The sequence below is a fragment of the Natronorubrum sulfidifaciens JCM 14089 genome, from assembly GCF_000337735.1.
Lineage (GTDB): Archaea > Halobacteriota > Halobacteria > Halobacteriales > Natrialbaceae > Natronorubrum > Natronorubrum sulfidifaciens.
The window spans coordinates 19,409-33,193 of sequence record NZ_AOHX01000047.1 but is presented as its reverse complement, the minus strand read 5'-3'; the positions used below and the strand labels follow the sequence as shown (position 1 = coordinate 33,193).

The 13,785-nt window shown below is 63.6% G+C and carries 13 protein-coding genes; 7 read left to right on the top strand and 6 right to left on the bottom strand.

Translation table 11 applies throughout. The annotated features are described in order from the left end of the window. Positions 1-18 precede the first annotated feature (18 nt). Together C495_RS15640 and C495_RS15635 are read right to left on the bottom strand one after the other, a co-directional pair. Positions 19-1,095, bottom strand: coding sequence for a DNA-methyltransferase (locus C495_RS15640; protein ID WP_008164635.1), 1,077 nt, complete (start codon positions 1,093-1,095; stop codon positions 19-21). 292 nt (positions 1,096-1,387) lie between these two features. Next, positions 1,388-1,951, bottom strand: coding sequence for a hypothetical protein (locus tag C495_RS15635; protein ID WP_008164623.1), 564 nt, complete (start codon positions 1,949-1,951; stop codon positions 1,388-1,390). A gap of 338 nt (positions 1,952-2,289) precedes the next feature. Here C495_RS15635 and C495_RS15630 point away from each other — a divergent pair, with 338 nt between their 5' ends. After that, positions 2,290-2,934, top strand: a complete 645-nt coding sequence (locus C495_RS15630; protein WP_008164621.1) for a hypothetical protein — start codon at positions 2,290-2,292, stop codon at positions 2,932-2,934. A 3-nt stretch (positions 2,935-2,937) separates the two neighbouring features. Here the strand turns inward: C495_RS15630 and C495_RS15625 are convergent, their stop codons facing one another. After that, the gene (locus C495_RS15625; RefSeq protein WP_008164619.1) at positions 2,938-3,525 is read right to left on the bottom strand and encodes an NADPH-dependent FMN reductase; all 588 of its coding nucleotides are present in this window, start codon (positions 3,523-3,525) and stop codon (positions 2,938-2,940) included. Between the two features lie 104 nt (positions 3,526-3,629). Here C495_RS15625 and C495_RS15620 point away from each other — a divergent pair, with 104 nt between their 5' ends. After that, entirely contained in the window at positions 3,630-4,619 is a 990-nt protein-coding gene (locus C495_RS15620; protein ID WP_049890388.1) for a nucleoside recognition protein, read from the top strand. A gap of 25 nt (positions 4,620-4,644) precedes the next feature. Here C495_RS15620 and C495_RS15615 read toward each other — a convergent pair whose 3' ends face one another. After that, positions 4,645-5,598 carry an HhH-GPD family protein gene (locus C495_RS15615; protein WP_008164611.1) on the bottom strand — a complete coding sequence of 318 codons (954 nt, stop codon included), beginning with the start codon at positions 5,596-5,598 and terminating at the stop codon, positions 4,645-4,647. A 93-nt stretch (positions 5,599-5,691) separates the two neighbouring features. Between C495_RS15615 and C495_RS15610 the strand changes: the two genes are divergently transcribed. Both C495_RS15610 and C495_RS18520 read left to right on the top strand, forming a co-directional pair. Further along, complete coding sequence (locus C495_RS15610; protein WP_008164610.1) at positions 5,692-6,015, top strand: hypothetical protein; 324 nt, start codon at positions 5,692-5,694, stop codon at positions 6,013-6,015. 111 nt (positions 6,016-6,126) lie between these two features. Continuing rightward, complete coding sequence (locus C495_RS18520) at positions 6,127-6,255, top strand: hypothetical protein (protein WP_008164609.1); 129 nt, start codon at positions 6,127-6,129, stop codon at positions 6,253-6,255. Positions 6,256-6,531: 276 nt separating this feature from the next. Here C495_RS18520 and C495_RS15605 read toward each other — a convergent pair whose 3' ends face one another. Together C495_RS15605 and C495_RS15600 are read right to left on the bottom strand one after the other, a co-directional pair. Beyond that, positions 6,532-8,436: a DHH family phosphoesterase gene (locus tag C495_RS15605; RefSeq protein WP_008164608.1), complete on the bottom strand. Its 1,905-nt coding sequence runs from the start codon at positions 8,434-8,436 to the stop codon at positions 6,532-6,534. Between the two features lie 77 nt (positions 8,437-8,513). After that, positions 8,514-10,766, bottom strand: a complete 2,253-nt coding sequence (locus tag C495_RS15600; protein ID WP_008164607.1) for an NADP-dependent malic enzyme — start codon at positions 10,764-10,766, stop codon at positions 8,514-8,516. A gap of 195 nt (positions 10,767-10,961) precedes the next feature. Between C495_RS15600 and C495_RS15595 the strand changes: the two genes are divergently transcribed. From C495_RS15595 to C495_RS15585, 3 genes are all read left to right on the top strand, one after another. Further along, positions 10,962-11,459 (top strand): Mov34/MPN/PAD-1 family protein, encoded by a 498-nt coding sequence (locus C495_RS15595; protein ID WP_008164606.1) that lies wholly within the window; start codon positions 10,962-10,964, stop codon positions 11,457-11,459. A 75-nt stretch (positions 11,460-11,534) separates the two neighbouring features. Continuing rightward, entirely contained in the window at positions 11,535-11,966 is a 432-nt protein-coding gene (locus C495_RS15590; RefSeq protein WP_008164603.1) for an adenylyltransferase/cytidyltransferase family protein, read from the top strand. Positions 11,967-12,323: 357 nt separating this feature from the next. Then, a complete protein-coding gene (locus C495_RS15585; RefSeq protein ID WP_008164601.1) occupies positions 12,324-13,697 on the top strand; it encodes a YncE family protein in 1,374 nt (457 codons plus the stop codon). Positions 13,698-13,785: the final 88 nt, after the last annotated feature.

Sequence of the window (13,785 nt, the reverse complement as noted above, 5' to 3'; positions counted from 1 at the left end):
CTGTCGTCACCGGGTCTGTCACTCGAGCGTCAGTGGCTCGTGGCTGGCCCGGTACCGGCGCTCGGAATCGCCCCCAAGGCCGTCGTTGACTGCCTCGAGCGAGGTCACCTCGCGGAGCTGGATGTCCCGTTCCATCTTGGTCACGACCGGCGTCTCGTAGTGGGTTGCATCGTACTCGAACGACTTCCCCTCCTCGCGGCGGCGAGCGACGAACTCGCGGTGGCGCTCCAGACGCGCCCGACTGACCGAGTGTGACAGCGACGGCACGTCGGCCAGTCGGTCGTCGAACCGCTCGAGAAACGCCGCCTCGAGTTCCGACCCCAGCGAGTTTCGGCCGGCACACATCGCCGCGAGCGTGGTCGTCCCAGTACCCCAGAACGGGTCGAGGACGGTGTCGCCGTAGGCCGAGTACATACAGATCAGTCGGTAGGGAATCTCGAGTGGGTAGGCAGCCGACCGATCACGGAGGTCGTCGTCGGCGAACTCGAGAGTCTGGAGTTCCCCCCGCACCTCGGTCCAGACGTCCGAAAACCAGCGGTTTCGCTCCTCCCAGAAGTAGGCCGCTTCGTAGCGTCGGTCGGCCCCCGGCTCGAACGAGCGACTCTCACCGCCCTTGCGAAAGAGCAGGACGTACTCGTGTTCGAGCGTGACGTAGGCGTTCGGCGGGATCATGCCGCTGCCCATGAACTTGGCCGCGCTGTTTGCCGGCTTGCGCCAGAGGATGTCGGGCAACGGATCGAAGCCGCGTGACTCGAACGCCTCGAGGACGCGGGCGTGGTTGGCGTAGACCCGAAAGCTGTCGTCGACCGAGCGGGTCGCGTCGCCGACGTTGAGACACGCGATGCCGCCGTCGACCAGCACACGCTCGAGTTCGTCCCAGACGCGGTCGAGTTGGGCGTGCATCGCGTCGAACGCCGCGCGGCCATCGCCGGCCTCGAGCGCCTCGCCGATGGCTGGATCGAGCTCGGTAAAGAGGTCGTCCCACATCTCGATCATGGGGTACGGCGGGGACGTGACGACGAGTTCGGCCGATTCGTCGTCGATCGCAGCGAGGTCTCGTGAATCACCGACGAAGACGCGGTGGGTCGTCTCCATTGGCTACACACTGTCGGCGTGGCCCCCTTAGCTTCTTCGTCAGCGGCGAGCGTTCGACAACGAGACCGCCGCCTCGACGCGTCCAGACTCTCGACGCTCGAGCACGCGAGTTCGAACGGACAGCGCTTCATACTGTCGGACAGAACTACGTGAAGATCGGTCGCTCTACTGCGGCCGTCTCCGACGGCGACATCCGCAGAACGGCTGCGTTCTGCTGGGCATCGCACCCCACGGGGTTGCTCAACGGCCGCGAATTCGCGACCGACTTCGTATTGACTTCTGTCCGACAGTATCACTCCTCGTCGGTGTCGTCCGATTCGCCCACGTCGGCTTCTGCACCCGCCGTTTCGACATCTGGCTCGGCATCGTCCTCGTCGAGGTCAGTCGCCGGTTCGAACTCCTCGATCGGCTCCCACTCGTCGTCGTCGTCACTCGCGCCAAAGCGCCGACGAAGGAGTGCGATTCCGGCGAGAACGCCCACGGCGAGCAACAGCCGACCGAGGCGACTCGAGTCCGACTCGTCGTCAGCGTCGGTTTCGGTTTCCGAGTCGGCTGTCTCGGCAGGTGTGGTCGTCTCGTCGGCGACGTCGTCGATGATTTCGGGCTGGTCGATGTCCTCGAGCGGCGTCTCCTCGAGGTCGGTGGACTGTCGTCCCGCAAGAAACCCAAGCGCCGCGCCCGCACCGAAAAGCATCCCGGCCAGCGGCAGGCGGCGCTTGCCTCCCGAGGGCGAGCCGTCCGCCTCTTCGACGGCCTCGAGGATGGACTCCCGTAACGGCGAGTCCATCCCTTTTCCGACTGCTTCTTTGACCACGACTTCGGACAGTGTCTTGTCCTGTTGTTCTGTTCCGGGCATAATCACACCCGACCACAGCCCCCTAAATAGTTCTGTCCAACGTTTCGATCGCGACGGCTCGACTCTCGAGGAGTATCCACAGGCTACTGGCGGTCGACGAAGTGAGTAAGCGACACCTACTTCGCCGTGAGCGGCTCGAAACGGTGGGTTCGGTATCAGCCAGTTCCGACACGTTACGCCCGACACGTCGGTTCCCAGTGCGATCGGCTCGATCCCATCGAGAAACGGTGAATTTCGTCCGTATATACCCGTCCGTGCCGACCGTACTGCTAGGTGGTTGTTACTATGCGGGTTAATGACTACCATAACGAAAGGGCGTGCGTCGGTATATTGTACGTATGAGCGTCATTCGCCAGCCCGGGGTGCTCGGGCGCACGACCCGACGACGCGTCGTTGGGACGACCGCGGCGCTCTCGGCGGCGACAGTCGATGCGGTCGCCGTCGGCCTCTGGTTTGGGCTCGTCGTCGACGCCCGGACCACATCGACAGCGCTCGCTGGACTCGGAATCCTCTTCTGTGGCTCGCTGCTCCGGGCCGGCATCTTCGGTGCGACCATCAGTGAGATGGAAGACCTCCTGCAACCGCGGCGACTCGCGGCTGCGCTCACGCTGACCGGCAGCTGGATCGTCTGGCTGCTCGTCGCCGAACTGATCGGCGACACCACCGGATTCGTCGTCGCAACCCTCGTGTTGGCCGGCGTCCTCACCGGACAGTTCGCCCTCGAGCGACACGTGTTCCGCCCGCAAGCGCACTCTCGGACGGCTCGAGGCTCGCTCGTCCCCGCAGTGTTGTTGGCCATCGGTGCATCACTGTTGCTCGCTACAGCGTGGTTTACGAACTGGACGGTCGCCACGCCGCCGCTCTCGCTCGAGATCACCACGATCGTCGTGCGGATCGATGCACTCCATCTCGGCATCCTCTGTTTCGGGCTGTTCGCCTTCCTCGCCCACCACCAGCGCTTCGAGCGGTTTCTGGACCCCTAGGCGTTATTTCCCTTCAGCACCGACGTTCTGGTCGCTTTCAAACGAACCCGGGTCGGGTTCGATCGTGGCGTACTGTACCGCCCGGCGTCCGAGCGTGGCGACGCGCTTCTCGAGGGCCGACTCGACGAACGCGCCGTCTTCGAACGCCGCGTTAGCGTTCGGGATCGCCGCCTCGTGTGGGATGACCCACGCGTTCAGCGACCGACAGACAGACCGCAGGTGCTCGAGTGTCGTCACCGGAAACGCCCCACCCGACACCGCGAGCAAGCCGACGGTTTTGTCCCTGAACTCGTCGAAGCCACAGTAATCGAGGGCCGTTTTCAACGGCGAGGAGTACGAGCCGTGGTACATCGGTGAGCCGAGGAGGATCGCGTCGGCGGCTCGAAGTCGGGCCGCCAGCTCCGCTGCATCGCCTGCATCTTCTCGGTCGCGGTCCGCATCGAAGATCGGCAACTCGAACTCCCGAAGATCGAGTAGTTCGGTGCTCGCACCGGCATGCTCGGCGGCCTCGAGCGCGCACTCGAGGGCGAAACGGGTCGTGCTTGCCTCACGAAGACTGCCACAGACCGCGGCGACGTGAACGTCGGTCATGGTCTCACCGAAGGTCGCCGGCTTCAAATAGACTGGCCGACACAGCCATCGGGCCGTCTGCCGTGACCGACGGGCCTTTCGTCCACGACTCCAAACCGATCGCTGTGCAGTCGCTTATCTCCGTCCTGCTGACCGAGGCGCTCCCTCGAGTGCTGATGATCACGGTGTTGATCGGCGTTGGGGTCGGACTGGCGAACCTCGCCGTCGCGTACGGACTCGTCGACGTCATCGCCCGTGTCGGTCGCTACCTGACGGAACCAGCCAATCTGCCCGACGAAGTCGGCGCAGCCGTGTTGACGAACACGGTCTCGGTCACCGCCGGCTACGGGATGCTCGCCGAGTTTCGCGAGTCGGGGCTGCTCGATGACCGGGCCACCCTGATCGCCGTCGTTATCAACACGTTCTTCGGCTTTCTCCAGCACATTTTCACCTACTATGGTCCCGTCCTCATCCCGATTTTGGGCCTACACGCCGGGCTGATGTACGTCGGCGCACGGGCCGGCATCTCGCTTGCGATCTCGATCGTTGGCCTGCTCGCCGGTGCCGTGTTGTTGCGCGGCTACGAGTACGACAGCAGTGCCATCGAGCCGGAAACACCCGACGACGAGGAACGGACCCACCGCGAGAAGCTCCGCCATGCGAGTGCGGAAACGCTCGACCGACTGCGATCGATCGTCCCCCGGCTGGCGATCATCTACTCGCTCGTCTTCGTCGCCCTCGAGTACACCGACCAGCTCGCTGCCGCCTTCGCGACCGTCGGCCTCGAGGAGCCAGCGACCCTCATCGACCCGGTCGCCGGTCTCGTCGGCCTTCCGGCCGCTGCGGTGCCGGTCATCGTCGTCTCACTCGTCGATCCGACGATGGGCGCGATCTCCGTCGCACCCATGATCGGTGACGTACTCACGCCCGCACAGGCAGTGATCACGCTGCTCGTCGGGAGCCTCTTTTCGCTGACGGTCGGCACGGTCAAACGCTCGATCCCGTTTCAGTACGGTATCTGGGGCTCGGCGTTCGGTACCAAAGTCATCGTCGTCAACACAGGGCTCAAAGCCGTCTTCATCGTCGTTGCGATCCTCGTCTTTCTCGTCGTGTGAGCGCCGCCGGGTCTGACACTACTGTTCAACGCTTGAGCCGTGCGATGAGCGTCCCATCGCTGCCCTCGAGGTCGACCAGCCCGTCGTCCTCGAGGTCGGCAAGCAGCCCCTCGAGCCACTCGCGGCCGTACTCACCGTCGGGGACGTAGTCGACGCGGATGCGGTGGCCGAGCGTATCGAGCTCGAGTTCGTCGTACTCTCGAAGCGTGCCGATGACGCGACCGCGGAACTGGCGGCGACTGCCCTCGAAACCCGGCTGCGTGGGAACGTCGGGGGCGGTGAAGTCGCCGCTCGCGTAGGCCCCACACCACTCGCGCCACGGGCAGCCGACCTCGTCACAGCGGGGGGTCTGGGTGCAGGCGACGCCGCCCAGTTCCATGATCGCGTTGTTCCAGACCCGTGATCGGTCGTCGGGCATGAGGTCGTTCGCGGCCGCCTTGAAGGCGGTGTCGTCGTCAGGCACGTCGAACGCCCGGTAGCAGACGCGTTTGACGTTCGTATCGACGACGGCATCGCCGTTGTTGAACGCGAAACTCGCGACGGCGTTTGCGGTGTATGGGCCAACCCCCATCAGTTCCTGAAGTTCGCCAGGAGTTGACGGAAACTCGCCAGCGTACTCCTCTTCGACCTGCTGGGCCGCCTCGTGGAGGTACTTCGCCCGGTTGTTGTACCCGAGACTGTGGCCCGTCCAGAAGCCCACCACGTCCGCCCGGTCGGTCGCCGCGAGGTCTGCCGTCGTCGGCCAGCGCTCGAGGAACGCTTCCCACGCGTCGACGACCCGGTCGAGTTGGGTCTGCTGGCTCATCACCTCGCTGACGAGGATCTCGTAGGGGTCGTCGGTCCGCCGCCAGGGGTAGTCGCGGTGGTCGGCCTCGTACCACGCGATCAGCGCCTCGCGGACGGCCTCGAGATCGTCGGGCAGCGTCCACGCTTCGGCCCCATTCCCGTCCCCGTCGGCGTCACCGTCGCTCTCGCTCATCGGTCGTCCTAGCGAGTGGGTCGTCTTACTGGTGGCGGTTCTCGATCGCTTGAGCACGAAAGCCCTATCCCGCCGGCTCGAGTCCCCACTCCTATGAGCCTCGACGATCTCACTGACGACGTACAGGATTCCTACGGCCAGCTAGACGACGACCTCACCGTCTCGCTCGACCGAGAAGCGCGAAACGAACTCGCCCTGCTTGAGGCAGCCCTCGAGCCCGAGGACACTGACGAACTCGTTCGCCGTGCGATCCACCTGCTCTTTCAGACGACCGTCGACACCGGCAAGCTCGACTTTCAGCTGCGGTCGGCCTACGACGTCACCTACGACGAGTACCTCTCCGGGATGACCTTCGAGGAGATGACCGGCGCGGACCAGTACCCCTCGATGGACGACGAGCGGCGGTACCAGTTCTGAGCCCGGCGTTACCGCGGACTGTCTCGTATATTTATATGCATTTTATCACCAATATACAGTACAATCGCTATAATAGGTGCGCTTATTACCGACCAGCGCTGCGGTCCCGATATGGCAATCAGTCAATCCCCAACCGACGCCGACCTACACTGTCCCGACTGTACCGGGACGCTTGCGGTCCGACACGACGCCCTCGAGTGTGAGGAGTGCGGCTACGTTCCTCGACACGGCTCGGACTAACCGCTGCGGCCGGCCCAAACTGACCGAATCGCAGAACCAACAGCAACCCCACGCTTCACGGTCGTTTTTCGCGTCGATCAACAGCGGGCGCACTCGCGGCTGGCCACTCGAGGCACTGCGGGACGCTCTCGACGAGATACCAGTCGCTACCGTCGGCGTACCACGGCGATACAAAAGTATGCCCAACTGACTGCGAGCGGTATACAGACCGCTGTACGTCAGTTACGGCGCGAGCGCGTTCTGCGGTCACGCCGTAACTCGTTACAGCATTCCGTCTTAGTCGTCAATTGGGGCCGCACTCGAGAGCGCTTCGTCGATCTCGGCTTCTTCCATCTTCTCGACTAAGGCGTCGATCACTTCCTCGCGTTTGCCCTTGACGAACTTGATCGAGCCGACGACGAGGTGGCCGCCGCCGGAGACGCCGCCGCCGGGGATCTCCTCCTCGAGTTCCGTGACCATGTTCGGAATGTCGAGTCGGACACCGTCACTGCGCAGGACGGCGAAGTCGGGGCCGTAGCCGACCGTGATAACGGGGTCGCCCGTCTCCTCGATTTTGCGGTCGTGGATCTCGCCCGTGGTCTTGCCCGGCGCAGGGTAAGTAAAGCGGTGGGCGTAGTTCTCGACGTCGATCCGGTAGAGGTGGGCACCGTTGTCCAGATCCTCGTGCTCGAGATGGGGAATCGCGGCGTCGAGTTGTTCGTCGACGTCCTCACGAGCGCGGTCGGCGAGGAATGAGACGAGTTCGCGGTGGCGCTCTTCGTCGTCCGAGTCGATCTGGAGTACGTCCTGAATCAGCTGGTCGCCGGAGTTATAACGCAGCCAGAAGGCGGCGTAATCCAGCGCCTCGCTCAAGTCCTGCAGTCGGTCCTCGTCGTACCCTTCCTCGGCGGCGAGCTCGAGGTAGTCGCTCATCGCGTCGGCCTTCGAGCGATCCGAGAGGCCGGCGACGGCAGGGACGTGTCGGAGTTCGTCGGTGATGGTCGGGTCGATCATCCGCGCGAGTTCGACACAGCACATCCCCGTCGTGATCCGGTAGTCCTCGTCGTGGAGGTACGGGTTGACGTGGGCGTCGAGTAAGTCCTCCACCGCTTCGGGGTCGGGGTGGTGGTGGTCGACGACGGCAATCGGGATGTCGTAGTGGGCCAGCGTCTCGTAGGCCGGGACGTCCTCGGCCGTCGAGCCGTTGTCGAGCATGAGCAACAGTGGGAGCTGCTGGCCGTGTTTCTCCTGGTCCTCGAGCGCGAAGTTCAGGTCACGCGTGGCGTCTTCCATCTCGTAGAAGGGAGCCTTCGCGGGCAGGCGCTTGATGAGGTGTCGCGGGGCGTCCTCGTCCTCGTGAACCTCGGCGATGAATCGCTCGAGGGCGATCTGGACGGGAACGGCGGCACACATGCCGTCGCCGTCGGCGTGGTGGCGCACGCGGATCGGACGGCCCTCGAGGACGGTCCGGCGGAGCAGTTTCGCGACCTCCTGTAGGTCCGGTCGGAGTTTCTCGAAGGCGGGCCAGTCGATCAGAGGCGCAACATCGTGGGGTTGTGCGCGAGACTCGAGGGCGTCCTCGAGTCGTTCGCGGGCTTCCTCGGCGTCCTCGCCCTCGAGTGTCGAGAGGCCGTCGACTTCGATCTGGACGGTGCCTTCGCGGTACTCCGGAGCGCCGGTGACGCGGACGATGTCGCCGACTTCGACCTTCGGATAGGCGCGGACGCCTGCCTCCTCGAACGCGGCACACGGGACGACGCCGTCCTCGTCGGTAACGTGGAAGATCGTCGGGCCGCCGGTCTGTTTGACCTGCACGACTTCACCCTCGAGGTGGATCTGCTCGCCGATGTTCGACTCGAGACGATCGGTTCCGGTCAGGGCGTAGTCGTGGTCGACGGGTTCGACGGTGTAGTCGTCGATTTCGACCGGCTCGAACGCCATGTCACCGTTCTCTCGAACCGTCTCGAGTTCGACGACGAGGTCGTCGCCGACGGCGAAGGTGCCGCTGAGAACGGATTCGTGGACGAGACCGGAAATGGATTCGGAGAGATCGACGAAGACGCCGTAGTCGACGATGCCGTTGATTTCGGCGAGATACGGCTGGTCGTATTCGACGTCCGCTGCAGTACACTCGGAAGCGAGATCGTAGACGACGGAATCCCCGTCGTCTGCGCCGGGTTCCCCGGCGGACTCACGTGTCATCTTGGATCGTTATTTGCGTCGGTCGCGTATAACCCTTGTCAAGAAGGAATGTCGCACGCGCGAGCGCCTCGGTGTGACTACGTCTCTTGGGCGTCGACAGTTGCGACAGCGGCCAGATTGACGATGTCGGCGACGTCGTCGTCGCGCTGGAGGACGTGAACCGGGCGGTCCATGCCGACCAGCATCGGCCCGATCGCTTCGGCCCCACCCAGCCGCTGGAGGAGTTTATAGCAGATGTTCCCCGCCTCGAGGTTCGGGAAGACGAGCACGTTCGCCGGCTCGTCTAAGTCGGCGAACTCGTACGTTCCCTCGAGGAGTTCCTCGACGACGGCGGTGTCGGCCTGCATCTCGCCGTCGACGGGGAAATCAACACTCGGGTCCGAGCGGAGCTGTTCGGCCGCTCGGCGTGGTTTCCGGGTCCCCTCGTTGTCGACGCTGCCGAAGTCGGAGTACGAGAGCAACGCAGCACGGGGATCGACGTTGAACTGTCTGGCAAGGGCGGCGGTGTGCCGCGTGATTTCGGCGAGAACGTCCTCGTCGGGGTCCTGATTGACCGTCGCGTCCGCGAGGAAGACGACGCGGTTTTTGAACGTGAGCATGTAGACGCCCGCGGCGTAATCGGTGTCCGGCTCGGTGCCGATGACTTGCAACGGCGGCCGAAGCGCCGACGGGTAGTGGTTCGTCAGCCCGGTGAGCATCGCGTCGGCGTCGCCCTGACCGACCATCACCGAGGCGAAGTAGTTGCTGTCCAGAATCATCTCACGGGCTTCGGTTCGGGTCACGCCCTTGCGGTGGCGACGCTCGTAGAGCGAGTCGACGTAGCCGTCGTACGTCCCGGCAGCGGGGTCGACCACGTCGGGTTCGAACTCGAGGCCGAGCGCTGTGATCGTCGATTCAATCTCGGCTTCGTCGCCGATCAACACCGGCTGAGCGAGGTCTCGTTCTTCGATCTGTGCCGCAGCCCGGATGATCTTCTCGTTGCCACCTTCAGCCAACGCGAGCCGTTTCGGCTCGGTTTTGGCCTTGTTGAACACCGTTCGCATCATCTCGCGGGACTTGCCGAGACGGGCCTCGAGGCGTTCGACGTAGGTCTCGAGATCCATCTCGATCCGGGCGGCATCGCTGTCGATCGCAGCACGGGCGACCGCGGGTGCGACCTCGAACAGCACCCGCGGGTCGAGGGGTTTCGGGATGATGTATTCGGGGCCGAACTGGAGTGGCTGGTCGCCGTAGGCTTTTCGGACGGCGTCGGGCACGTCCTGTTTCGCGAGGTCGGCGATCGCTTCCGCGGCCGCGACTTTCATCTCCTCGTTGATCTCAGCGGCCCGCACGTCGAGTGCGCCCCGGAAGATGAAGGGGAACCCGAGGACGTTGTTGACTTGGTTCGGGTAGTCCGAGCGGCCAGTGGCCATGATGACGTCGTCGTCGCGGGCGGTTTTCGCCGTCTCGTAGTCAATCTCGGGTTCGGGGTTGGCCATGGCGAACACGATCGGGTCCGCGGCCATCGACTGGATCATCTCCGGCGAGACGATGCCGCCAACAGAGAGGCCGACGAAGACGTCCGCATCCGCCATCGCGTCGGCGAGTTCGCCGTCGGGCACGTCGCGAGCGAACTCGCGGCTGTAGGGATCGAGGTCGCCGGCTTCTGCTCGCGCCGTCGTCAGGATGCCGTCGATGTCGACCATCGTGATGTGCTCTCGCTTGACGCCGAGTGAGACGAAAAACTGGGCCGTCGCAAGCGCTGCGGCACCCGCACCCGCAAACGTGACCGAGATCGACTCGAGGTCCTTGTCGGCGAGTTCGACGGCGTTTAACAGTGCCGCGCCGGTGATGATCGCGGTCCCGTGTTGGTCGTCGTGAAAGACCGGAATGTCCATTCGGTCGCGCAAACGCTCTTCGATCCGGAAGCAGTCCGGCGCGGCGATGTCCTCTAAGTTGATCCCGCCGAAGGTGGGTTCCATCGCTGCGACCGACTCGACGAACGCGTCGGGGTCGTCGAGGTCGAGTTCGATGTCGAAGACGTCGATGTCGGCAAAGCGCTTAAAGAGGACGCCTTTCCCCTCCATGACCGGCTTCGAGGCCTGTGCGCCGATATCACCGAGGCCGAGCACGGCAGAGCCGTTCGAGACGACACCGATGAGGTTCGCTTTCGCGGTGTACTGGTAGGCGTCGGTCCTGTTGTCGGCGATTTCTCGACACGGTGCGGCGACCCCGGGCGAGTAGGCGAGCGAGAGATCCCGCTGCGTGGTCGTCGACTTCGTCGTCCTGATCTCGATTTTCCCCGGCGGATCGTCGCTATGGTATGCGAGTGAGTCCTCGTCTAGTGACATACAATCGGCTATGATGAGCGTCGGGAAAAGACACGCGCTAGTATAGATTGTGAATGTATGTATTCCTAGTTGCTCATTGAGAAATATCATTGACGATGACGATCGTTTCACAGCGGCAGCCGAACCAACACCGGCACGTTCCGGACGGCCACGGCCATCGGAACGTTTAGCAACCGCAAGCCCGCAGGGTGTGATATGGGGCTGTTCGACGCGCTGTTTCGCTCGAGTGAGATTCTCGGCATCGCTGAGGAGACACTCGAGTTCGCTATCGAATCCTCCGAGGCGACCCACCCGAACGAGTATATGGGGTTTCTCCGGGGGACCGAGGCGGACAAGCTCGGGGTCGATCAGGACGGACTCATCATTACGGACATTCTGGTCGTCCCCGGCACCGAAGCGAACAGCGTCAGCGCAACGGTCAAGACGAGCCAGATTCCAAACGACGTGAAAGCACTCGGCAGCATCCACTCCCATCCCAACGGCGTGATCCGGCCGAGCAGCGCGGATCTGGAGACGTTCGGTCGGGGCAGCGTCCACATCATCATCGGCGCGCCCTACCGACGAACGGACTGGAAAGCCTTCGACTCACAGGGCAAACCCACGCAGTTGAACGTCATCGACGTGGCCCTCCCCGAAACCGAGGACTTCTTCGACTTCACGCAGGCGGATATCGACGACGAACTCCGACGATAGTATGAGTACACTCGAGACGACTCTTGACCTGGATTGTGAACCGACGACGAGAGCAACGGCCACTCGGAGGTCGACATGACGAAAACTGTCATCGCACAGGGCACGTTCGACATCATCCACCCGGGCCACGTCCACTACCTCGAAGAGGCGGCCACGATGGGCGATGAGTTGTACGTGATCGTCGCCCGCAAGGCAAACGTCGACCACAAGGAAGCGCCGATCTGTCCGGCAACACAGCGCCGGGACGTCGTCGGCGCACTCGAGGCCGTCGACGAGGCACGACTCGGCCACGAGGAGGACATCTTCGTCCCGATCGAGGAGATCGACCCCGACGTGATTGCGCTCGGCCACGACCAACACCACGACGTCGACGCGATCGAGGCCGAACTCGAGCGCCGTGGCATCGACTGCGTCGTCGAGCGTGCAAGCGGGCGCGAACCAAGCGCCGACGAGGAGATCCTCTCGACGCGACTCATCATCGACCGCATCCTCGAGCGCCGTGGGTGAGTATCGGTTTCGGGCCGGTTGATTACAGTCCTAACTCGAGATGTGATTCGACAATTAAACCAGTGTTTTAACACCGCTGTAGCCGAAAGTACGGAGACAGGACGTCGGTATACCGATCGCTGGCGTGGTGTTTTTCGACGGTACCGAGTGACGACACAGATACCGGCAACAAAATCCGCAATAGTCGAGCGCAATCAGCCTCGAGTGGCCGGCAGACAGCCACAGCTTGCAGTGCAGACCACTGACGGATGAATCGGCCTCAATTCTTGCCTCTTTCTACGTCCCAAATGCCGAATTCGACACGTAGAAGGCCTGAAACCCGCAAACTTTTGAGGTAGCGGTTCGGACCATACTGGTATGCAGATGGACCCAACTCGAAGACGGTTTCTGGTCGGGAGTGCAGCCGCTGGCGCAGTCGCGCTGGCTGGCTGTGCTGGCGACAGCGACGATGACGACGACAGTTCGGGGAACGACACGGAGACGGCGTTCGACTACGAGATCGATCCCGAACTCGAGGAGGGAGATGGCTCCTACGAACTCTGGGCGCTCGATCAGGGTCGGGACAACATCTTCATCTACGAACCGGCAGCCGACGGCGACGGGTTCGCGGTCACGGACTTCATCGACGTCAACGCCCTCGAGGGCGTCCCCGAAGACGGCGTCGTCCCGCACATGATCGACTACAACTCGACCTACGAGTACGCTGCCGTCGCCTGTACGGCCGGCGCGCGCACGCTCGTCTTCCGCACCGAAGACCACGAACTGGTCGCCGACATCGACACCGGCGCTGGCTCGCACATGGCCGCGTTCTCGCCGGACGACGAGTACCTCCACATCGACGCCATCGGCGAGGGTGCCATCGTTCGCGTCGAGGCCGACCTCGAGAGCGAATCGTTCGAGGTCGTCGACGAGATTGACGTGCTCGAGGACGACACCGTCCAGGCCGCCGGCATCGAGAGCGGCGCACCGATTTGTCATCAGTACGCCCACGACGGGCGCTCGCTGCACACGCTCGGTCCGAGCTACCACGACGGCGCGCTCGTCATCGTCGACCACGAGGAGTTCGCCGTCGACAAGGCGTACGCCGGCGACGAGCTGCCGACCAACTGTGGGACCATGCCCCACCCGACGGAAGAGAAGTTCTATCTCACCGCGGGGCTCCCCTCGAGCGACAGTGAGGGTGTTGGCGACTACTACGTCTACGACACCGCCGAAGACGAGGTCCTCGTCGACGGCGAGAGCACGCAGGGCAACGACGCACACGGCTTCTGGTTCACTCCCGACGGCGAGGAGCTGTGGGTGCTGAACCGCGAGACCAACGACGGCGTCGTCGTCGATCCCGAAACCGACGAGGTCATCGAAGAGATCGACGCCTACGGCCCCGAGCAGTCCGAGGGGTCGGACGACCGTGACGCGCCCGACATCATGTGGGCCTCCCCCGACGGCGAGTACATGTTCGTGACCCTGCGCGGTCCGGCCCCGCTGTCGGGCGACCCACACGCCTCGACGGGTGTCACGCCGGGGATCTCCGTGCTCGACATCGAGACTCGAGAGATCGTCGAGGTCATCGAACCGCACCCGATCGACGAGTTCGACGACGACCACATCGCCCTCGCGCAGGACGAATCCGAAGACGGACCACGTGTCCCCGACTTCCACGGCGTCGGCGTCCGACCGATCGCCGAGTTTGAGAGCGTCATCGGGACGTCACCGCCGTTCGACACGAACTAGAGTAGCCACTGAAAGTCAGTGCACACACGATCGCACGATGGCTGTGCGATCGGTGTGTAAACCGTTTCAGTTGTTACTATAGAGTAGC